Below are 20,984 nucleotides of genomic sequence, written 5' to 3'. Positions count from 1 at the left end.
GCGGGCGCACCCGCACGACGCCGCGGTGTCCGCCCCCGGCTCCGGTTCGACGGGCGAGCCGCGCGCCCCCTTCCTACAGTCGGAACCATGACCGCCAGCGCGGAGCCCGTCGCACGGAAGGACCCCACGGCCCCGATACGCCCGCCCGCCGGCGGGCGCCTCGGCTGGGTGCCCGAGGCCTTCGGGACGCTCTTCGCCGCACTCGCCCTGCTGTGCGCCGTGCTCGCGCTCGTCGAACCGCTGCGCCGACTGCTCCGCCCGGTCGCGCACGCCATCGACCTGCTGCTGGTGCCCGTCAGCGCCAATCTCGCCTACGCCGTCTTCCTGTTCCTGCTCGCCGGTGCCACCGCCGCCCGCAAGAAGGTCGCCTGGTGGCTGGTCGTCGTCTATCTCGGCCTGCTCGTCCTCACCGACGCGCTCGGCGTGGCCCTCGGGATGTACGCCGAGTCACTGCCGTCCCTCGTGCTGTGCGCCCTGCTGCTGCTCCTGCTCGTTCTGGCCCGCAGGGAGTTCTACGCCGCCTCGCGCCGCGCCGCCCTGTGGCGTGCCCTCGGGGTGCTGGTGGCCGGGCTCGCCGTGGCGATCCTGCTCGGCTGGGGCCTGGTCCTGCTGTTCCCCGGCACGCTGCCGGCGAGCCAGCACCTGGCCTGGGCCGCCGACCGGGTGTGCGGCGGACTGGTCTCGAACAGCTCCTTCGCCGGCCACCCGCCCCGCGCGGTCACCTTCGTGCTCGGCCTGTTCGGCGCCCTCGCCCTGCTCAACGCCGCCACCACGCTCTTCCGGTCCCAGCGCCTGGAAGCCGCCCTGCACGACGACGAGGAAGCCCGCATCCGCGCCCTCCTCGCGGCCTACGGCGACCGGGACTCCCTCGGCTACTTCGCCACCCGCCGCGACAAGGCCGTCGTCTTCTCGGCCAGCGGCAAGGCCGCCGTCACCTACCGCGTGGAGGCCGGCGTCTGCCTCGCCAGCGGCGACCCGGTCGGCGACTCCGAGGCCTGGCCGCACGCCATCGCCGCCTGGCTGGACGTGGCCCGCCGCTACGCCTGGGCGCCCGCCGTGATGGGCGCCTCCGAGGACGGCGCCCGCGCCTACGCCCGCGCCGGACTCGGCGCGCTCCAGCTCGGTGACGAGGCGATCGTGCACGTGGCCGCCTTCGACCTGGACGGCCGCGACATGCGGGTGACCCGGCAGGCCGCGCACCGGGTCCGCCGCACCGGCGCCACCTGCCGCATCCGCCGCCACGCCACCCTCACCGACCGCGAGATGGAGGAGATCGTCGACAAGGCCGACGCCTGGCGCGACACCGAGACCGAACGCGGGTTCTCCATGGCCCTGGACCGGCTCGGCGACCCCGCCGACGGCGACTGCCTGCTGGTGGAGGCCCTCGGCGAGGACGGCCGGCTCCTCGCCCTGCTCTCCTTCGTGCCCTGGGGCCGCGACGGCATCTCCCTGGACCTGATGCGCCGTGACCGCGCGGCCCCCAACGGGGTCATGGAGTTCATGGTCGCCGAACTGTGCGCCGCCGCCCCCAAGCTGCGCGTCCGCCGGATCTCCCTGAACTTCGCCGTCTTCCGGTCCGTCTTCGAGGAGGGCGCCCGCATCGGCGCCGGCCCCGTCCTCAGGCTCTGGCGCCGCCTGCTGCTGTTCTTCTCCCGCTGGTGGCAGCTGGAGGCCCTGTACCGCTCCAACGCCAAATACCACCCCGAGTGGTATCCGCGGTTCATCTGCTACGGCGAGACCACCTCCCTCGCCCGCATCGGCCTCGCCTCCGGGATCGCCGAAGGCTTCGTCTCCGTACCGTCGTTGCGCAAACTCTGGGGAAAGGGGCACCCGAAGACCGGGCAGCGGCCCGCCACCACGCACGGGCTGCCGCCTCTGACGGCGCTCGGCCTCGACGGAGGGGACCAGGCCGGGCCCGCCGCCCCGGACGCGGGCCTGCCCGACCAGGTCCGCGTCCGGCACCGCACACTCGACCGGCTGCGCGCCGCCGGCACCGACCCCTACCCGGTCGGTGTCCCCGCCCCCACCCACGCCCTCGCCGACGTGCCCCCCGGCGAGGACGTCACCGTGGCCGGACGGCTCATGCTGGTCCGCGACTTCGGCGGCATCGTCTTCGCCGTGCTGCGCGACTGGTCCGGTGACCACCAGATCGCCCTCACCCGCGACGGGTCCGGCGCCGCCGCCCTCGACCGCTTCACGGCGGACACCGACATCGGCGACCACATCACCGTCACCGGCCGTGCCGGCCTCAGCGACAAGGGCGAACCCACTGTCTTCGCCACCTCCTGGCAGCTCACCGGCAAGTGCCTGCGCCCGCTGCCCGACAAACGCCGCGGCCTCACCGACCCGGAGGCCCGGGTCCGCCGCCGCTACCTCGACCTCGCGACCAGCCCCGCCGCACGCACCGTGATCCGCGCCCGCTCCGCCGCCGTACAGGCCCTGCGCCAGGGCCTGCTGGACCGTGGCTACGTCGAGGTCGAGACCCCGATGCTGCAGCAGATCCACGGTGGCGCCAACGCCCGCCCCTTCACCACCCACATCAACGCCTACGACCTGGATCTGTACCTGCGCATCGCCCCGGAGCTGTATCTGAAGCGGCTGTGCGTCGGTGGCCTGGAGAAGGTCTTCGAACTGGGCCGCACCTTCCGCAACGAGGGCGTCTCCTACAAGCACAACCCCGAGTTCACGATGCTGGAGGCCTACCAGGCCTACGCCGACTACGACGTCATGCTCGACCTCACCCGCGAGCTGATCCAGGGCGCGGCGACCGCCGCCTTCGGCGCCCCGGTGGCCCGCAAGGACGGGCAGGAGTACGACATCTCCGGGCGCTGGCCGGTCAAGACCGTCTACGGCGCGCTCTCCGAGGCGCTGGGGGAGGAGATCGGCCCCGGCTCCGAACTGCTGCGCCTGCACCGGCTGTGCGACCGGACGGGGGTGCCGTACACCGCCGACGACGGGCCCGGGGACGTCGTCCTGGAGATGTACGAGCGCATCGTCGAGGAACGCACGCGGTTCCCCACCTTCTACAAGGACTTCCCGACCGAGGTCTCCCCGCTGACCCGGCAGCACCGCGCCGACCCGCGGCTCGCCGAACGCTGGGACCTCGTCGCCTTCGGCACCGAACTCGGCACCGCCTACTCCGAGTTGACCGACCCCGTCGAACAGCGCCGGCGGCTCACGGCACAGTCGCTGCTGGCCGCCGGCGGCGACCCGGAGGCCATGGAGCTGGACGAGGACTTCCTGCAGGCCCTGGAGTACGCCATGCCCCCGACCGGCGGCCTCGGCATCGGGGTCGACCGGCTGGTGATGTTCCTGACCGGCCTCACGATCCGGGAGACCCTGCCGTTCCCGCTGGTGCGCCGTCGCTGACGCCCGGGTCCGCACCGGTCACCAGCGCGCCGCGCCGGGGCAGGGTCAGCAGGGCGATCGCCGCGGCGGTCAGACAGAGGGCCGCACCGAGTCCGAAGCAGTCACGGAACGCGCCCGTGAGGAGGGCCTGGTACTCCTTCAGGCGGGAGAAGGGGACCGCCCCCCACCGCTGCTGGGCGACCGTGACGATCCCGACGAACAGCGACGCGCCCAGCCCGGCGCCGAGCTGCCGGGAGGAGTTCAGGCCCCGGGGCAGCGCACCGCTCCCGGACCGCGCGAAGCCCACGGGCAGCGCGAGCACACCGCAGCCGAAGGCGATCAGCAGCAGCGGCAGCAGCACGTCCGCGAACCGGAACCCCGTCCCCGGCAGACCGAGCAGGACGAACCCGGCGGCCGCCACGGCGCACGCCCCGGCCACCGCGGCGCCGAGACCGAGCCGGACCGCGAGGCCGGGCAGCACCAGACAGCCCAGCACCACCCCGGCGACGGCGGGCAGCAGGGCCCAGCCGACCTGCATCGGAGAGAGACCGCCGACCGTCTGCAGGGCGAAGGTGAGGACGAGGACGACACCGGACAGGCCCGCCGCCAGCAGCGCCACCACCGTGTAGGCGCCCCACGCGGCCCGCTCCCGGTGCAGTCGTGACAGCAGCTCCGGCACGCCCTCGCCACGGCCGAACCAGCCCATCACGGACGGCACCAGCGCACCGGCCACCGCGATGACGATGACCGTGGTCGCGGACACGCTCCGGTCCCCGAGCCAGTCGGCGAACCAGGCCAGGAAGCCCAGCGGAACGACCGCCAGCGCGGCAGCTCCCACCCGGCGCCGGGCAGCGGGCTCGGGCACGGACTCGTCCAGCGCCAGCGGGACCAGCAGCAGGAGCAGCACCCCGGCGGCGGCCTGCACCCAGAAGATCGTCTTCTCGGTCTCCGAGACGTCCAGCAGCAGGGTGCACGGCAGCAGCGCCGCCGGGGTGGCGCAGGCCACGACCGCGAAGTGCACGTCGAGCGCCCGGTCACGGGCCGGGCCCGCGGGATGCGTCGCGTCGATCAGCGCCAGCGCACCGGCCGTCATCGCCGCCGCCGCGATGCCCTGCACCGCCCGCGAGGCCATCAGCACCCAGGCGGCGGAGAACACCGCCGGGGCCGCCGCGGCGACGCTCGACAGCGCGAGCCCGCCCATCAGCACCCGCCGCTGCCCGAAGGCCCTGCCGAGGGCTCCCGCGAGCACCGGCAGCGCGGCGAAGCACACGCTGTAGGCGGACAGCAGCCAGGTCAGTCCGGCGGTGGCGAGTCCCCAGTCGCGCGCGACCAACGGCAGCGCCACCGCGAAGGCCGTCGTGTCGAAGACGACCAGGAACTGGGCGACGGCCAGCAGCACCACCGCGCATGCGCCGCGCGGTATGCCGCCCGGCCCTGTGTTCGTACCCCCGTGTGCGGCCAACTCGGCTCGACCCCCGTATCCGTCCCGGCAGTTGCTGCGGACCGACTGCTTATCAGAAGCGCGGTCCACGGGGCCACCACCGCACCCGCGCTCCGCCGTCCGGGTGTATTCCCGCCACCGCGCCGGTGCTGTTGCGGTGCGCCCGAGCGCGGCGGGGCGACTGATGAGTCATGCAGAATGATCAGTTCTTCACGCGGCGCCGGATGCTCCTCGCCGGCGCCGCCGCGCTGGGGGCCGCGGGTACCGCCGGAGCCTTCCTGGCGAGCGGCGCCGGGGAGACCACGGAGACCGCCCCCGCTCCTGTCGCCGGCCCGCAGGCCCGTCAGGCGCTCAAGTCGTCCGCCTTCCGGCTCCAGCCGCTCACCGGTGACGGACCGCCACGCGCGGCGCCGCGCAGACTGAAGACACGCAGGGAACCCATCCTGCGGATCTCCGGCCGTGGCCGGAACATGATGCTGACCTTCGACGACGGCCCCAACCCGCACTACACACCGCACATCCTGGACACCCTCGCCGAGTACGACGTGCGGGCGATGTTCTTCGTGTGCGGCGAGTGCGTCGTCAAGTACCGGGAACTCGTGGCCCGGATGGCCGAGGAGGGCCATGTCGTCGGCAACCACACCTGGACGCACCCGCTGCTGACGACGCTCAACCGCAAGGAGATCCGCTCCGAGATGGAGCGCACGAGCGACATCATCGAGGACACCTACGGCGAGCGCCCGCAGTGGTTCCGCGCACCCTACGGTGCCTGGAACCGGGCCGCGTTCCAGCTGGGCGCGGAGATGGGCATGGAACCGATGGCCTGGACGGTCGACACCACCGACTGGGACACACCCGGTACCGACGTCATCATCGACCGGGTGGAGCACGGCGCCGCCCCCGGCGTCGTGGTGCTCTCCCACGACGCCGGGGGCGATCGCTCGCAGACCGTCCACGCGATCCGCGAATGGCTGCCCCATCTCCTCGACTCCGGTTATCACCTGACCGTGCCGCGCAGACGCGCGTGAGCCCCGGCCCTGCTTCCGCCCGGCCGCGGTGGTTCAGTTCACCGCGACCAGGCGGGCGAAGACGACGACATTTCCGTCGTAACCGTTCTTCTTGGAAAAGTCGCCGCCGCAGGTGATGACCCGCAATTCCGGTGTGCCCTTCGCCCCGTACACCCGCTCGCCGGGAAAACCGGCTTTCGAGAAGACCTCGACCCCGTACGTCTCGAAGACCGCGGTCTTTCCGTCATTGCGCAGGACCTCGATGCGGTTTCCCTTTTTCAGGGCCCCGAGTCCGTAGAACACGGCGGGACCCTGTTTGTTGTCGACGTGGCCGACGATGACGGCGGTGCCGTTCTCGCCGGGGGAGACCGCACCCGTGAACCAGCCCGCCAGGTTGGGGTCCTCGGGCGGCGGCGCGCCGACCCAGCCGTCGGTGTTCAGACCGACGGGCGTGACCGGCGCGTCCACCTGGATCGCGGGAATCCGGACCCGGTCCACGGCGGAGAAGGCGAGCGGCGCCGGACCGGCGGTGAAGGTGCCGAGGTTGGTCCGGCTGTCCGGGGCCGCGGCCGAAGCGGGCTGCGGCGGACCGACGTCGAACTCCCCCGACCCGTTCCGGATGAGTGCGAGGCCGGTCAGCAGAAGAAGCGCTATCACGCCCCACGGGGCGCGCCTCTTCCGCAGCTCCTCCGCTTCGGCAAGCTCGGCCAGCTCGGACGCAGACATTCGCCATCCCCTCTCGACGCGGTCGTCGCCACGTCCCTCACGCATGGGAAAACGCTAAATCCCGCGCAGGCGCCGGGCGACGGGGCAAGTGGCGAACGGGTGGCCGGCAGGCCTTGTGGTGCGCCATCCGAGTTGCCGTTCCCAGGAATTTTCTGACGGTCCGTGACCTGCAGGAATATCAGATTGTGTGCTTTTGCTTCGGCGTGTCGTCTCACCAGGACGGACCATTCTCGACATGCGGGCGTGTTCCGCGCGCTTGAGGGTCGTCCCGGGAGGTGTTTTCTCGCCGATCCACCGGGGACGGGACCCGGGGCGCCTCCCGCGGAGGATCACATGCGAAACCAACGTGCCCTGGCGGCGGCATGCACCGCGGTCGCCATGCTCGGGCTCGCCGCCCCTGTGGCCGTCGCGGACGGCATGGGCAACGGCGGCGGCCCGTCCACCCCCGGCGTGGGCGTGAACCCGGGCGGGGGCGTGGCACCCGGTGTGGGCGTGGCCCCCGGCGTCGGTGTGGCGCCCGGCGTCGGTGTGGCGCCCGGCGGGGGCTTCGACCCGAACAGCGGGTTCAGCGGAAACTTCAACATCAACGGTCACTTCAACAACAACGGACGCCGCGACGGCCGCGGTCGCGGGGACGACTTCGGCCGGGGCGACGAAGGCCGGGGTGACGACTTCGGTGGCCGGGGCAACGGCGGGCGGGGTGACGACTTCCGGGGCCCGCGGGACATCTTCGCCGTGCCCAACGTGGTCCCCAGCGGCGGCCGGCTCACCATCACCGCGGAAGGCTGCCGGGGCGGCACCGCGACCTCCCGCGTCTTCCCTCCCACCCAGCTCAACCCGTTCCGCGACGACACCTCGCGCGGCACCACCTGGATCGACCACGACGCCCGCCCCGGCCTGTACTCCATCACCGTTCGCTGCGACGGCAGAACCCTGACCCGGCCGGACGCGTTCACGGTGATCGGCGGCGTCCAGGGCGGTCTGGGCGGAAGCATCTCCAGCGGTGCCACGCCGGCCGACGTGGCCATCGGCAGCGGACTCGTGGCCTCCGCGGCCCTCGGGGGCGGCACGTTCCTGTTCCGCCGACGGCTTGTGAGGAGGGTCTGAGGCCTTGTCGTCCGGCCCGCCGGTTCCTCCCCTTCGCACGGCGCACGTCGCACGGCGACGCCCCGGCCCCCCAGGGGAGCCGGGGCGAGGGCGGGCTCGGGCAGGCCGCCGATGCCGGGTGCTCGCGCCCCGGCGAACGTCCCCTGCCTTGGTGCTAGCCGGTGATGCCCGGGAACAGGTTCATGAACGGCTCCGCGGTCACCGCGATGCCCCGGCTGTAGGGGGCGTCGAAGTCCCAGATCAGGAACAGCATGAACGCGATGGTCGCGGAGAACAGCCCGGCCAGCACCAACTCGCGACGGGTGCGCCGGATCTGCAGCGCGAAGACCATGCCGATGGTGATCAGCGCCCCGGTGAGCAGCCCCCACCACACCACCGGCGGCATGGTGGCCCCGGTGGAGTCGGCGCGGGCGTTGCGCGCCTGGTCGGCGGCGGTGATCTGGTCCAGCAGCGGCTGGTAGGCCTGCGCCTCGAAGTCGTTCTTCGGCTGGTAGTCGGTGACGTCCTGGCGGATCTTCTGCAGCAGTTCGGTGCCGCGGTCGGTGACGCGCTCGTCGTGGGCCATCGTCTTCCACTCGTGGTGCACGACGTAGCCGACATAGGTGTTGACATCGTCCCGGATCCGGTCACGGACCTCCGGCGGATAGACCCGGACCCGCTCCGAGATCTCGTGCAGCGCCTGGGCCTCGGACTGCACATAGTCCTGGGCCGAGCTGCGGGCCTCCCACACGCCCGCGATGGCCAGGCCGAGGACGATGGCGTAGACCACGCCGATCCACATCGTCATGTACTCGATGACGTCCGGGGTCTCGTTGGGGTCCTCGTCCTCGGGCGCCCGCTTGTGCCGCAGGACGGTGATGACGATCACCACGGCACAGGCCGCCAGCATCGCGAGGACGAGAACAAGCCAATCCGACAACAGGTGCCTCCAGAAGTGAGCGGCCGGCGCGTCAGCGCGGGCGCAGGGCCGCGACGGCTACGATCGCCGGAACGGTGATGAGCAGGACGTAGGTGACCGGCGAGGTGTGGTCGGGCGCGGTGTGCGCGGTGGGGTGCGGGTGGTACGCCGGATAGCTCACGCGCGTCGCCAGCGGCCGCGAGGTGGGCCTCGGGGCCGGCCTGGGCCGGGGAGCCGGCGCCGGGGCGGGTGTCGGTGTGGCTGCCGGCCGGGGTGCCGGCGGAGCCGGGACCGGGCGGGGTGGTGGCTTCGGCTTCGGGCTGGGCTTCGGCGCGGGGCGCGGGGCCGGCTTCGGCTTCGGCCTGGGCGGTGCCGGCGTGGGCGAAGGCGGCGGGGGCGGAGGTGGGGGTGGTGTGGGGGTGGGCGTCGCAGGGGTGGGTTCGGGGCAGGGCGGCAGGGCGGGCCAGTGCTGCCCGCCGGCGTAGGCCGTCGCCACCGGGCCCTCCGGGCCCGTGGAGGCGTACGCACAGGCGTCGGCCGACGCGCTGCCGACCGGGCAGCCCACCAGGGTCCAGGTCAGCGTCACCAGGGCCAACACCCGTGCGGCGGGCGCGCATCGGGTCGCTTCGGGTCCATGCACGACGAAGATCATGGGGTGTCGAACCCGGTCGTACGCCGTAGTGCGCCGGGATTGCCCCTAAGGGGGGACATGATGCGATCAATGGTTTGAACAGGTGAACTGTGCCGGTGGTGCGATATGCACGTCTGTGCGAGCCGCTCGTGACGGCGCGTGTCACAGGATCCGGAAAGATTTCCCGGAGAACTTCCCCTCCCCGTTGAACGCTCCGCCCCCCTCGGTGCGTACCCATGGCTGTGCGGCGACGCGGCAGAGCGCTGCAACATCCAGGCGATGATGGGGAGTTGGACATGAAGACCTCCTGGCGGACCGCCGCACTGGTGGCCACGGCCGCCTCGGTGCTGACGCTGACGACGGCGTGCGGTCAGGACAACAGCACCACCCCGGCATCGGCGGCCCAGAACGTGGGGGCCACCGCGCCCGCGGGCAGCCCGACCAACGGCGCCGGCACGGGCACGGGCACGGGCAACGGTTACGGCGCCGACGGCAACCAGGCCTCCAGCTCCCCGACCGCGGCCGCCCCCGCGGGCAAGCTGACCGTGGCCACCAACCCCGACCTGGGCAACGTACTGACCGACGGCTCCGGTCTGACCCTGTACCGGTTCGACAAGGACACCGCCAATCCGCCCAAGTCGAACTGCGCCGGCGACTGCGCCACCACCTGGCCGCCGGTGCCCGCCGACGACGCCACCGCCGGCGCGGGCATCGACAAGGCGCTGCTCGGCGAGGTCACCCGTGCCGACGGCAGCAAGCAGCTCACCATCGGCGGCTGGCCCGCCTACCGCTACGCCAAGGACGTCAACGCCGGTGACGTCAACGGCCAGGGCGTGGGCGGCAAGTGGTTCGCGCTCGCGCCCGACGGCAAGAAGGCCTCCCTCGCCTCCATGCCCGGTCTGTCCGTGCGCAAGGACGCCAAGCTCGGCGACATCGTCGTGGACAAGAACGGCAGGACGGTCTACCGCTTCCTCAAGGACAAGGCCTGGCCCAAGTCCGTCTCGAACTGCACCGGAGCCTGCCTGGAGAAGTGGCCGGCCGTCGCCCCGGTCAAGCCCGACGACACCAAGGGCGTCAAGAAGAAGGGCCTGATGGGCTTCACCCGCCCCGACGGGGTGAAGCAGATGACCGTCAACTGCTGGCCGATCTACACCTTCTCCGGCGACAAGGCACCCGGGGACACCAACGGTCAGGGCGTGGGCGGCACCTGGTACGCCGTCTCGCCCGACGGCAAACCGGTCGGCGCGCCGGGCAACTAGATCACCTCCCCAGGGTCGATCGCCCCGCCCGACCCGGAGCGCCACCGCCGGCCCGCCCCCTCCGCACCGCACGGAGGGGGCGGGCCCTTTCGCGCGCCCGGAAGGGGTGCGGGGCCGGCCGATACGCGGCTCCGCCGCGTGGGTCCGACCGGCCCCTCGCGACCCGCATTCGCAAGACGGGCAAACCCGGCACACGCGACAGCGATCCCGCAGGCAGTGACCGGGAACGGACGGTCAATTTCCGGTTTGGGTCGCTCCTTTGGCGGGCGATCAGTAGCCTCTGCTCGAACACCGGATCGCCTGTCCCTGTCGCCTACGCCTTGGAGTGATACATGGAGCGCCCCGCCTGGGCCCCCCGGAGCATCGACATCTCGGTGCCGAGCGTCTCGCGGATCTACGACTACTACCTGGGCGGTTCGCACAACTTCGAGGTGGACCGGGAAGCGGCCCGCAAGGCGATGGAGTTCATGCCGGGCCTGCCGAAGATCATGCAGGCCAACCGGGCGTTCATGCGCCGAGCCGTGCGGTTCGCGGCCGGCGAGGGCATCACCCAGTTCCTCGACATCGGATCCGGCATCCCGACCTTCGGCAACGCCCACGAGGTGGCCCAGGCGGCCGTACCGGGCGCCCGCGTGGTCTACGTCGACCACGACCCGGTCGCCGTCGCGCACAGCCAGGCCGTCCTGGCGGGCAACGACGCCGCGGACGTGGTCGCCGCGGACCTGCGCAAGCCGAAGGAGATCCTGTCCAGTCCCGAGGTGGAGCGGCTCATCGACCTGAACCGTCCGGTCGCGCTCCTTCTCGTTGCCATACTGCACTTCGTGGAAGACGCGGACGACCCCTACGGTGCGGTGGCCGAGCTGCGCGACGCGCTCGCGCCCGGCAGCCTGCTGATCCTCACCCATGCCTCGTACGAGGGAATCCCGGTGCCCGCCGAGCGGGCCGAGGGCGCGGTGGACGTATACAAGGACATTCGCAACCCGCTGATCATGCGCTCGCGCGACGAGATCGCGCGGTTCTTCGAGGGGTACGACATGGTGGAACCGGGACTGGTGCCGATGCCGCACTGGCGGCCGGAGTCGGCGCCGGAGGACGAGGATCCGTTCGCCTTCTCCGGATTCGCCGGCGTGGGGCGCACGGCGTGAGCGCCGAGCCGGACGGGCCGGAGGACAGACTGCGCCGGTTCACGACGATCTGGAGCCGGGCGGTCTACCCGGTGACCTCCACGTCGCTGACCCGTGCCGAGTTCGAGCAACGGCTCCTTCCGCTCGCACGCCGGTTGAGCGAGCTGCTGCGCGCGCACGGCTTCGACGCCGACGGTGCGAAGGCGGTCGGCGCCGCGCTGGTCGGCGCGCACTGCACCGACCCCGAGGCGCTCGCCCGCACCCTGGACTGTGTCGACGCCTACCTGGTGCTGTACTGCGCCGGCGACGGCCCCCAGGACGAGCCGCGCATACGGTGCTCACGGCTGCAGCACGCGATGGCCGCCGGATACGCCGAGGCGCTGCGTCGGCGCACCCTCGCCGAGCAGGAGTCCATCGCCCAGGCCGCGCTGCGGGCCCAGGGCGTGGTCGCGCAGGCGCTGCACGCCAGCGAGGCCCGCTTCCGCGCGGTCTTCGAGGGCGCGGCCATAGGGGTCGGCATCGCCGACCTCGACGGCCATGTCCTCCAGGCCAACCAGGCGCTGCTGCGCATGTTCGGCCTCTCCGAGCAGACCCTGCGCGGCCGCCGCGTCCAGGACTGGGTGCACCCCGAGGACGCGCCGCAGACCTGGAAGCTCTACGACGAACTCGTCCGCGGCGAGCGCGAGCACTACCACCTCGAAAAGGCCTTCAACCGGCCCGACGGCACGGTCCTGTGGACCAATCTGACCGTCTCCCTGCTGCGGGACGCCGACGGCAGCCCCCAGTACCAGCTCGCCCTCATGGAGGACACCACCGAGCGCCGGCTGCTCAACCTCCGGCTGCGCTACGAGGCGACGCACGACGCGCTCACCGGCCTGCCCAACCGCACGCTGTTCTTCGAACGCCTGGAGAAGGTGCTGAACGCGGGCGAGGGCCAGCGCTTCGGCCTGTGCTACCTCGACCTGGACGGCTTCAAGACCGTCAACGACAGCCTCGGCCACGCGGCCGGCGACCGGCTGCTGGTGGAGGTCGCCGACCGGCTGCAGTCCTGCGCGACCGCGCCCGGTGAGATGGTCGCGCGGCTCGGCGGCGACGAGTTCGTGGCCCTGACCACCGGCCCCGGCACCGCGCGCAAGGTGGACGAACTGGCCGAGCGCATCATGAACGCACTGATCACCCCGATCAGCATCGACGGCCGGGACCTGATGGTGCGCGGCAGCCTCGGCATCGTCGAGGGCCCGGCAGGTGAACGCACCGCCGCAGAGGTGCTGCGCAGCGCGGACATCACCATGTACCGGGCCAAGTCGGCGGGCGGCAACCGCTCCGAACTCGCCGACCCCGAGGCCGATGCCCGCGCCATCACCCGCCACGGCCTGACCACGGCCCTGCCGACGGCGCTGGAACGCGGCGAGTTCTTCATCGAGTACCAGCCGCTGGTGCATCTCGGCGACGGCAGTGTGCGCGGCGCCGAAGCCCTGGTGCGCTGGCTGCACCCGCAGCACGGCGTGCTCGGCCCCGACCGTTTCATCCCGCTCGCCGAGCACACCGGCCTGATCGTCCCGCTCGGCCGCTGGGTGCTGGAGGAATCCATCCGCCAGGCCCGCGCCTGGCGAGAACGCCACGGTGAGGACGCCGCCGCCGGGCCCCTGCGCATCAACGTCAACCTGTCGCCCTGCCAGCTCAGCCATCCGGGCCTGGTCCAGGACACCGTCGACATCCTGGAGCGGGCGGGCGTGGCCCCGGACGCCCTGTGCCTGGAGGTCACCGAGTCCGCGCTCATCGGCGCCGACGACGATCTGCTCAAACCCCTGCACAGGTTCGCCGAGATGGGCGTCGACATCGCCCTGGACGACTTCGGCACCGGCTACTCCAACCTGGCCAACCTGCGCCGCCTGCCGGTGCGCATCCTCAAGCTGGACCGCTCCTTCACCCGGGGCATGCAGCAGTTCCCCGCCGACCCCGTCGATCTGAAGATCGTCGAGGGCATCGTCTCCCTCGCCCACAGCCTCGACCTCGCGGTGACGGTCGAGGGCGTGGAGACCGGCGCCCAGGCCGAACAACTCCGGATACTGGGCTGCGACACGGCCCAGGGCTGGTACTACGCCCGCCCGGGCCCACCGGAGCGGCTCCACGACCTGGCCCTGGTGGACGCCACGGGCTGAACGGGTCTCAGGGCTGCGCGGTGGCGGTCGCCGACGGGGCCGGACGAGGCGGCGTCTGGGGGGTCGTCAGCTGGTCCGCCCAGGCGGTCGCGAGTACGGTCACGGCCGCCGTGACAGCGGCGACCAGGACCGTGCTGACCGGCGCGGCCAGCGAGGAGAGCCGGCGGAAGTTGCGGACGTGCCCCCACAGCAGGTCCGCCCGGTGCACCAGGCGGACCTCCCAGTACAGCCCGAGCCCGAGCGCGAGCACAGCGGTCTGGGCGAGCAGCAGGAAGACGGTCAGTACCGCCTGGTCGAGCGGCAGCCGCAGCCGCGGCCACAGCAGCAGCAGTTGGACCGGGGCCATGGCGGCCCACAGCCGGCCCGCCTTGGCCACCGGCCCGCTGCCGCGGATCCACGGGTACAGGTAGCCGTAGACGAACCCGTGGGCCAGCCACACGCACGTCGTGCCGCCGGCGACGGTCACCACCTCCAGCAGACCGCTGTAGCCGCGCCCCTGCCAGGCGGGCCAGGCGGTCCACGGCAGCGTGAGCACCGCGGACGCGACAGCCGCGGCAACGCCGTTCGACCAGGCCGGCCAGCCGCCCGACCCGCCCAGCGCCACCGAGCGCAGCCGGGCCGTCTCGCGGGCCGCGTCGGCCTCCGTCGGATCGCGCAGGCTCCGCCAGGTCCGCTCCCAGTCCTCGGGCCGCACACTGGCGTCCGCGAGCGTTCCCCGGGACGCGGTGAGAAACCGGTGCCTGCCCTCGGCGTAGAGCAGGGACCGGGCGAGGGAGTGCGTCAGGCGCGTGTGTGCGGCACCGGAGAGGGCGTGCAGCCGCTCGGCCCGGGCGCGGCGGCTCTCGGGCAGCAGGAGCCGGGTACCGCCCCAGGCGGCGAGCAGCGCACCAGCCGTGGTGGCGTGCGGGAGCTGGCTCTCGGGGTCGCCGACGACCGGCGCGGCGGCCGCGAGGAGCAGCAGGGCGGCGCCCGAGGCCCGCGCGGAGGGTGCCCAACGGCCCGCTCGTCGGCCGCAGTTGCTCATATGGGCGATCAGGGCGACGGTGGCGACCAGCCAGCTCAGCTGCAGGGCCGGGGCCAGGACGCGGACCCCGAGCGTGACGTCGGCGCCCGGTGCCCCGCCCGTGAGCCGGCTGAGGATGGCGGGGAAGAGGCCCGCGCCGTAGGGCATGCCGTCGGGACGCGTCACCCACCACGGCAGCAGGACCGTGATCAGCAGCGGCACCGAGCCGATGAGCGCGCCCCGCGGCAGCCGGGCGACAGGAGGGACGAACATGTGCAGGAGCAGCACGAGCAGACCGGCCGAGGGTACGAGCAGCAGGTAGGTCAGGGGACCGGAGCCCAGGATGGCGCCGAAGGAATACAGCACGGCCGAGTCGTAGGACCGCGTGGTGTTGAGGACGAGCGACGCCGGCAGGGACTGCAGGCACACGGCGGCCGCGGCCGTCGCCCCGGTGACGACGGCCGCCGGACCGGCCCAGCGGCGCAGTGGGCTCCCGGGCCACACCCGGAGCGCGAGATGGACGAGTGCCGCCACCGCCGAGGCGGCGCCCAGAGCGACCAGTCCGGGCCGCACCCACCGGCTGCCGCCCGTCACCACGCTCGTCAGCGGAAGGGCCGCCGCCGGCAGGGCCAGCAGCAGCGGCGGCCGTAGCATCGGCGCACCCGGCCGCCGCGGACCGTACAGGGCGTACGCGACGAGCAGCGGCAGGGTGAACAGGCCGAGGGCGAGGAGAGCGCCCTGAAGCAGCATCTGACCGGGCGGACCGTCGTACATCATGGCGGTGGTGCTGTACTGACGGGCGGCACGCAACCAGTAGGGGCCCGTCCACAGACCGGTGGAGGAGAACCAGAACACCAGGGCCAGCACCGTTCCGCAGAGCGGCAGGAGGGTGAGGCCGGCGGTCCACAGCAGTGCACGCCCTCGGGCGGGGCCCGTGGACGCCCGGGCACCGCCGTACAGGGTGGCGACGGCCGCTGTGAGCAGCGCCGCCGCTGTGATCAGGGCCTTGCCGTCCGCCGGCACGGGTCCGAAGGGATCCGCACCGGGTGGAGCCGCGGGATCGGCATCCGTGCTCCCGGAGAGGATGACGCCGGTTCCCGCGGTGGTGACGTCCCGGAACACGACCGAGTGGTCGGTCTGTTCGTCCGGGCGGCCCAGCACCCGTACGGCCCAACCGGCAGGCGTGCGCAGACTCCAGGACCAGGAACCGCCCGGCCAGGACACCTTGTGGCCGTCGGCGTCCGTCATCGGAGAGCTGAGGGCGAGCACGAGAAACACGTCCTCCGCCGGTCCGCTGCGGGCCTCGGTGCGTTCGGCGCTGACCGTCACCCAGGCGCTGCCGGGCCGTTGGGTCACCGTGCACCACAGGGGGTGTCCGTTGCCCGACCCGCTGAACAGCTTGGAGTTGTGGCTCGTCTCGAAGCCGCCGGGCAGCACGTCGACCACGGTGGCGATGCCGGGAGGGGACTTCCGCAGCCGCTCCGTGAGCGGGTCGGAGGCCCGCAACCGCAGCCGGTAGACGGTGCTGAGCTCCCAGCCGCCGGCGCGTCCACGCCGGATGCGCACGGCGATCTCCCCGCTGCTGCCCTGGCCGGGCCGGGAGCGGGCGACGTCGTCCGGTCCCTCGATGAGCTGCGTGTCCTTGATGACGTGCTTCTCCGTGAGCCGCTCATACGTCAGGCCCTGCGCCTGCAGGCCGTCGGTCCACTGCCGGAACGCCCCCACCAGGCACACCACGGCAGCCCCGACGGCCAGCAGCGCCCCCAGTATCCGGACGCGCCGTACGACCAACACCCGTACTCCCGGCATCGGATTCCCCCTCCCGTGCCCGCCGCGCCACTGTAGAGCCGATCGGCCTCTGCGGGAGGCGGCTTCAGCGTTCCAGCAGCATCCGCTGCAACTCCCTGGCGGCTCGTGGCGGAGCCACATCGCTGCGGTGGGCCAGCGCGATCGTCCGCTGCAGCCCGGGACGGGCCAGCGGCGTCACCCGGAGTCCCAGCCCGGCCCGGGTGGCGACCATCCGCGGCACCACGGCCACCCCCAGCCCGGCCCGCACGAACCCCAGCACCGCGTCCATCTCGCCCCCCTCCACGGCGAACTCCGGCTCGAACCCCGCGGAGCGGCACGCCGCCACGGTCAGCTCCCGCAGGTCGTACCCGTGCCGGAACATCACCAGCCGCGCGCCCTCCAGATCGGCGATGTCCACCGCCCGGCCACCCCGCCCGGGCGCCGGTGCCTCGGCCGAGGACACCACGACCAGTTCCTCCCGCAGCAGCTCCACCGTGGACAGCGCGGGCGCCGGCGTGGGCAGCGGCAGCACGACCAACGCGAGGTCGAGGGCACCGCGCGCCAGCTCCCGCACCAGGTCGTGCGAGCCGCCCTCCTCGACCAGCAGCTGAATGCCGGGATAGCGGTCGTGGAAGGCGCGCAGCACATCCGGCAGCAGGCCGGTGCACAGGCTCGGCGTCGCGCCGAGCCGTACCCGGCCCCGCCGCAGCTGCACCAGCTCCTGCACCTCGTACCGGGCCGTGTCGGCGTCGGCGAGGATCCGCCGGGCCAGCGGCAGCAGCGCCTCGCCGGCGTCGGTGAGCGTGATGTTGCCCCGTGCGCGCAGGAACAGATCCGCGCCCAACTCCCGCTCCAGCGCCTTGATCTGCTGCGACAGCGACGGCTGGGCGACGTGCACCAGCTCGGCGGCGCGGGTGAAGTGCCGGGTCTCGGCGACGGCCACGAAGTACTGGAGCTGCTGGAACTGCATACAGCCATGATAGATGTTTCCTATGGAAACGAGCTGGACCATGTCTTGGACCGATCGGGCCACTCGCCCCTAGCGTGCTGTTCCATGGCTCTGGCAACGCGGACGGACCGACGGCCGTCCATGGCGCGCACGATGTGGGACTCCACCGTCGGCAAGAAGACGGTGATGGCCGTCAGCGGCCTGATCATGCTGCTGTACCTGGTGGCGCACATGATCGGGAACCTGAAGATCTACTTCGGGGCGGGCGAGTTCAACCACTACGCCCACTGGCTGCGCACCGTCGGCGAACCCTTCATGCACTACGAGTGGACGCTCTGGCTCATCCGGATCGTCCTGGTCGTGGCCGTGGTCGCCCACGCCACCTCCGCGTACCAGCTCAGCCGCCGCGACATCAAGGCCCGGCCCAGCAAGTACGTGCACGCACGGCCCCGCTCCAGCTACGCCACCCGCACCATGCGCTGGGGTGGCGTCATCCTCGGCCTGTTCATCGTCTGGCACCTCCTGGACCTGACCACCGGCACCGTGCACTCCGGCGGCTTCCAGGAGGGGCACCCGTACCAGAACGTGGTCGACACCTTCTCCACCTGGTACGGCGACGTCGTCTACATCGTCGCGATGCTCGCGCTCGGCCTGCACATCCGGCACGGCTTCTGGAGCGCCGCGCAGACCCTCGGCGTCGGCAGCCGCGCCCGCGACCGCGCCCTGAAGACCGTCGCCAACGTCCTCGCACTGCTGCTCACGGCCGGTTTCATCGCCGTACCCGTGGGCGTCATGACCGGAGTGGTGAGCTGAGATGACCGACTACGTGAACTACCCGACCGGCGCACCGGTCACCGACGCCAAGGCGCCCTCCGGCCCGGTCCACGAGCGCTGGGACAAGCGTCGCTTCGAGGCCAAGCTGGTCAACCCCGCCAACCGGCGCAAGCACACGATCATCGTCGTCGGTACCGGCCTCGCCGGCGGCTCCGCGGGCGCCACCCTCGCCGAACAGGGCTACCACGTCGTCCAGTTCTGCTACCAGGACTCCCCGCGCCGCGCCCACTCCATCGCCGCCCAGGGCGGCATCAACGCGGCGAAGAACTACCGCAACGACGGCGACTCGATCCACCGGCTGTTCTACGACACCGTCAAGGGCGGCGACTTCCGGGCGCGCGAGTCGAACGTCCACCGGCTGGCGCAGATCTCCGTGGAGATCATCGACCAGTGCGTGGCCCAGGGCGTGCCGTTCGCCCGCGAGTACGGCGGTCTGCTCGACACCCGCTCCTTCGGCGGTGTCCAGGTCTCCCGCACCTTCTACGCCCGCGGCCAGACCGGCCAGCAGCTGCTGCTCGGCGCCTACCAGGCGCTGTCCCGGCAGATCGCCGCCGGGAACGTGGAGATGCACCCGCGCACCGAGATGCTGGACCTGATCGTCGTGGACGGGCGGGCCCGGGGCATCGTGGCGCGGGACCTGGTCACGGGCCGTGTCGACACCTACTTCGCCGACGCGGTGGTGCTGGCCTCCGGCGGCTACGGCAATGTCTTCTACCTCTCCACCAACGCCATGAACTCCAACGCGACCGCCGTCTGGCGGGCGCACCGGCGCGGCGCCTACTTCGCCAACCCCTGCTTCACGCAGATCCACCCGACCTGCATCCCGCGCACCGGCGACCACCAGTCCAAGCTGACGCTGATGAGCGAGTCGCTGCGCAACGACGGCCGGATCTGGGTGCCCAAGGCCAAGGGCGACAACCGGCCGCCGAACCAGATCCCCGAGGGCGAGCGCGACTACTACCTGGAACGGATCTACCCGTCCTTCGGCAACCTGGTGCCGCGCGACATCGCCTCCCGCGCCGCGAAGAACGTCTGCGACGAGGGCAGGGGAGTGGGCCCCGGCGGCCAGGGCGTCTACCTGGACTTCGCCGACGCGATCCAGCGCATGGGGCGCAAGGCGGTCGAGGCCAAGTACGGCAACCTCTTCGACATGTACCAGCGGATCACCGACGAGGATCCGTACGAGGTGCCGATGCGGATCTACCCGGCCGTGCACTACACGATGGGCGGCCTGTGGGTCGACTACGACCTGCAGACCACGATCCCGGGCCTGTTCGCGATCGGCGAGGCCAACTTCTCCGACCACGGCGCCAACCGGCTCGGCGCCTCCGCGCTGATGCAGGGCCTGGCCGACGGCTACTTCGTGCTCCCCGCCACCATCAACGACTACCTGGCCCGCAACCCCCGCCAGGAGCCCGTCACCACCGAACACCCCGACGTCCAGAAGGTGCTGGCCGAGACCGAGGACCGGCTCAACCTGCTGCTGTCCGTCGACGGCGACCGCACCCCCGACTCCTTCCACCGCGAAGTCGGCGAACTGATGTGGGAGTTCTGCGGCATGGCCCGCACCGACGCGGGACTGCGCAAGGCCCTGGAGCGCATCCCGCAGATCCGCGAGGAGTTCTGGCGCCGGATCAAGGTGCCCGGCACCGGCGAGGAGTTCAACCAGTCGCTGGAGAAGGCCAACCGCATCGTCGACTACCTGGAACTCGCCGAGCTGATGTGCCTCGACGCGCTGCACCGCGCGGAGTCCTGCGGCGGCCACTTCCGCGAGGAGTCCCAGACCCCGGACGGCGAGGCCGCACGCAGGGACGACGCGTTCGGCTACGCGGCCGCATGGGAGTTCACCGGCACCGGTGAGGCCCCCGTCCTGCACAAGGAAGACCTCGTCTTCGAGTACGTCCATCCCACCCAGCGGAGCTACGCATGAAGCTCACCCTGCGCGTCTGGCGGCAGAAGAACGCCGGTGCCGAAGGAGCGATGTCCACATACGAGGTGGACGGCATCTCGTCCGACATGTCCTTCCTGGAGATGCTGGACGTCCTCAACGAACGGCTCATCCTCGCCGGCGAGGACCCCGTGGCCTTCGACCACGACTGCCGCGAGGGCATCTGCGGCGCGTGCTCGCTCGTCATCAACGGCGACGCGCACGGGCCGGAGCGCACCACCACCTGTCAGCTGCACATGCGGTCCTTCCAGGACGGCGACACGATCGACATCGAGCCGTGGCGGGCCTCGGCCTTCCCCGTGATCAAGGACCTGGTGGTCGACCGGTCCGCGTTCGACCGGATCATCCAGGCCGGCGGCTACGTCACCGCGCCGACCGGTTCCGCGCCGGAGGCGCACGCCACGCCGGTGCCGAAGGCCGACGCCGACTTCGCGTTCGAGCACGCCGAGTGCATCGGGTGCGGGGCGTGCGTGGCCGCCTGCCCCAACGGTGCGGCGATGCTGTTCACCTCCGCCAAGGTCAACCACCTGAACGTGCTGCCCCAGGGGGCGCCCGAGCGGGAGACGCGGGTGCTGGACATGGTGGCGCAGATGGACGCGGAGGGGTTCGGCGGGTGCACGCTGACCGGTGAGTGCGCGACGGCTTGCCCGAAGGGGATCCCGCTGGTGTCGATCACCGGCATGAACAAGGAGTGGCTGCGGGCTGCCCGAAAGGTGGGGAAGAGGTAGCGCCGCACTGAGCAGGAGACGTTCGTCGCAC

The 20,984-nt window shown here is 72.1% G+C and carries 15 protein-coding genes; 9 read left to right on the top strand and 6 right to left on the bottom strand.

From position 1 onward, the window contains the following. Nucleotides 1-87 precede the first annotated feature (87 nt). On the top strand, nt 88-3,369 hold the full coding sequence (lysX, locus tag IE244_RS34990; protein WP_191877609.1) for a bifunctional lysylphosphatidylglycerol synthetase/lysine--tRNA ligase LysX: 3,282 nt from the start codon (nt 88-90) through the stop codon (nt 3,367-3,369). On the opposite strand, the gene IE244_RS34985 is transcribed toward lysX, so the two are convergent. Next, entirely contained in the window at nt 3,323-4,810 is a 1,488-nt protein-coding gene (locus IE244_RS34985; protein ID WP_191877608.1) for an MFS transporter, read from the bottom strand. The two genes, lysX and IE244_RS34985, sit on opposite strands and share 47 nt — an antisense overlap. Before the next feature lie 170 nt (nt 4,811-4,980). On the opposite strand from IE244_RS34985, the gene IE244_RS34980 reads away from it, so the two are divergent. Next, nucleotides 4,981-5,817 (top strand): polysaccharide deacetylase family protein, encoded by an 837-nt coding sequence (locus tag IE244_RS34980; RefSeq protein ID WP_191877607.1) that lies wholly within the window; start codon nt 4,981-4,983, stop codon nt 5,815-5,817. Nucleotides 5,818-5,850: 33 nt separating this feature from the next. Here IE244_RS34980 and IE244_RS34975 read toward each other — a convergent pair whose 3' ends face one another. Continuing rightward, nucleotides 5,851-6,522: a class F sortase gene (locus IE244_RS34975; protein WP_191877606.1), complete on the bottom strand. Its 672-nt coding sequence runs from the start codon at nt 6,520-6,522 to the stop codon at nt 5,851-5,853. 333 nt (nt 6,523-6,855) lie between these two features. Between IE244_RS34975 and IE244_RS34970 the strand changes: the two genes are divergently transcribed. Next, nucleotides 6,856-7,629 carry a hypothetical protein gene (locus IE244_RS34970; RefSeq protein WP_191877605.1) on the top strand — a complete coding sequence of 258 codons (774 nt, stop codon included), beginning with the start codon at nt 6,856-6,858 and terminating at the stop codon, nt 7,627-7,629. 154 nt (nt 7,630-7,783) lie between these two features. On the opposite strand, the gene IE244_RS34965 is transcribed toward IE244_RS34970, so the two are convergent. Then, nucleotides 7,784-8,548 carry a bestrophin-like domain gene (locus IE244_RS34965; RefSeq protein WP_191877604.1) on the bottom strand — a complete coding sequence of 255 codons (765 nt, stop codon included), beginning with the start codon at nt 8,546-8,548 and terminating at the stop codon, nt 7,784-7,786. 31 nt (nt 8,549-8,579) lie between these two features. Beyond that, a complete protein-coding gene (locus IE244_RS42905; protein ID WP_268252923.1) occupies nt 8,580-8,708 on the bottom strand; it encodes a hypothetical protein in 129 nt (42 codons plus the stop codon). Nucleotides 8,709-9,454: 746 nt separating this feature from the next. Between IE244_RS42905 and IE244_RS34960 the strand changes: the two genes are divergently transcribed. The 3 genes from IE244_RS34960 (at nt 9,455) to IE244_RS34950 (ending at nt 13,703) form a co-directional block, all read left to right on the top strand. Then, nucleotides 9,455-10,417 (top strand): SCO0930 family lipoprotein, encoded by a 963-nt coding sequence (locus IE244_RS34960; RefSeq protein WP_191877603.1) that lies wholly within the window; start codon nt 9,455-9,457, stop codon nt 10,415-10,417. A gap of 332 nt (nt 10,418-10,749) precedes the next feature. Further along, complete coding sequence (locus tag IE244_RS34955; RefSeq protein WP_191877602.1) at nt 10,750-11,562, top strand: SAM-dependent methyltransferase; 813 nt, start codon at nt 10,750-10,752, stop codon at nt 11,560-11,562. Then, nucleotides 11,559-13,703 carry a putative bifunctional diguanylate cyclase/phosphodiesterase gene (locus IE244_RS34950; RefSeq protein WP_191877601.1) on the top strand — a complete coding sequence of 715 codons (2,145 nt, stop codon included), beginning with the start codon at nt 11,559-11,561 and terminating at the stop codon, nt 13,701-13,703. Before IE244_RS34955 ends, IE244_RS34950 begins: the two co-directional genes overlap by 4 nt. 7 nt (nt 13,704-13,710) lie before the next feature. On the opposite strand, the gene IE244_RS34945 is transcribed toward IE244_RS34950, so the two are convergent. Both IE244_RS34945 and IE244_RS34940 read right to left on the bottom strand, forming a co-directional pair. Continuing rightward, nucleotides 13,711-16,515 carry an A24 family peptidase gene (locus tag IE244_RS34945; RefSeq protein ID WP_191877600.1) on the bottom strand — a complete coding sequence of 935 codons (2,805 nt, stop codon included), beginning with the start codon at nt 16,513-16,515 and terminating at the stop codon, nt 13,711-13,713. Between the two features lie 64 nt (nt 16,516-16,579). Then, complete coding sequence (locus IE244_RS34940) at nt 16,580-17,464, bottom strand: LysR family transcriptional regulator (RefSeq protein WP_191877599.1); 885 nt, start codon at nt 17,462-17,464, stop codon at nt 16,580-16,582. A 120-nt stretch (nt 17,465-17,584) separates the two neighbouring features. Here IE244_RS34940 and IE244_RS34935 point away from each other — a divergent pair, with 120 nt between their 5' ends. From IE244_RS34935 to IE244_RS34925, 3 genes are read left to right on the top strand one after another with little or no spacing between them, the layout of a single operon-like run. Next, nucleotides 17,585-18,256: a succinate dehydrogenase gene (locus IE244_RS34935; protein ID WP_191877658.1), complete on the top strand. Its 672-nt coding sequence runs from the start codon at nt 17,585-17,587 to the stop codon at nt 18,254-18,256. 1 nt (nt 18,257) lies between these two features. After that, nucleotides 18,258-20,207 (top strand): fumarate reductase/succinate dehydrogenase flavoprotein subunit, encoded by a 1,950-nt coding sequence (locus IE244_RS34930; protein WP_191877598.1) that lies wholly within the window; start codon nt 18,258-18,260, stop codon nt 20,205-20,207. Beyond that, a complete protein-coding gene (locus IE244_RS34925) occupies nt 20,204-20,953 on the top strand; it encodes a succinate dehydrogenase/fumarate reductase iron-sulfur subunit (RefSeq protein WP_191877597.1) in 750 nt (249 codons plus the stop codon). Before IE244_RS34930 ends, IE244_RS34925 begins: the two co-directional genes overlap by 4 nt. The last annotated feature ends 31 nt before the right edge of the window (nt 20,954-20,984 follow it).

The sequence above is a fragment of the Streptomyces filipinensis genome (assembly GCF_014649495.1).
GTDB classification, from domain to species: Bacteria; Actinomycetota; Actinomycetes; order Streptomycetales; family Streptomycetaceae; genus Streptomyces; species Streptomyces filipinensis.
The sequence above is the reverse complement of the archived record's forward strand: the minus strand, read 5'-3'. Positions and strand labels throughout refer to the sequence as shown.

Bases quoted from the DNA above. Each gene is read 5' to 3' on its own strand.
- lysX (WP_191877609.1), top strand. From the start codon at position 88: ATGACCGCCAGCGCGGAGCCCGTCGCACGGAAGGACCCCACGGCCCCG.
- IE244_RS34980 (WP_191877607.1), top strand. From the start codon at position 4,981: ATGCAGAATGATCAGTTCTTCACGCGGCGCCGGATGCTCCTCGCCGGC.
- IE244_RS34975 (WP_191877606.1), bottom strand. From the start codon at position 6,522: ATGTCTGCGTCCGAGCTGGCCGAGCTTGCCGAAGCGGAGGAGCTGCGG.
- IE244_RS34970 (WP_191877605.1), top strand. From the start codon at position 6,856: ATGCGAAACCAACGTGCCCTGGCGGCGGCATGCACCGCGGTCGCCATG.
- IE244_RS34960 (WP_191877603.1), top strand. From the start codon at position 9,455: ATGAAGACCTCCTGGCGGACCGCCGCACTGGTGGCCACGGCCGCCTCG.
- IE244_RS34955 (WP_191877602.1), top strand. From the start codon at position 10,750: ATGGAGCGCCCCGCCTGGGCCCCCCGGAGCATCGACATCTCGGTGCCG.
- IE244_RS34945 (WP_191877600.1), bottom strand. From the start codon at position 16,515: ATGCCGGGAGTACGGGTGTTGGTCGTACGGCGCGTCCGGATACTGGGG.
- IE244_RS34940 (WP_191877599.1), bottom strand. From the start codon at position 17,464: ATGCAGTTCCAGCAGCTCCAGTACTTCGTGGCCGTCGCCGAGACCCGG.
- IE244_RS34935 (WP_191877658.1), top strand. From the start codon at position 17,585: ATGGCGCGCACGATGTGGGACTCCACCGTCGGCAAGAAGACGGTGATG.
- IE244_RS34930 (WP_191877598.1), top strand. From the start codon at position 18,258: ATGACCGACTACGTGAACTACCCGACCGGCGCACCGGTCACCGACGCC.
- IE244_RS34925 (WP_191877597.1), top strand. From the start codon at position 20,204: ATGAAGCTCACCCTGCGCGTCTGGCGGCAGAAGAACGCCGGTGCCGAA.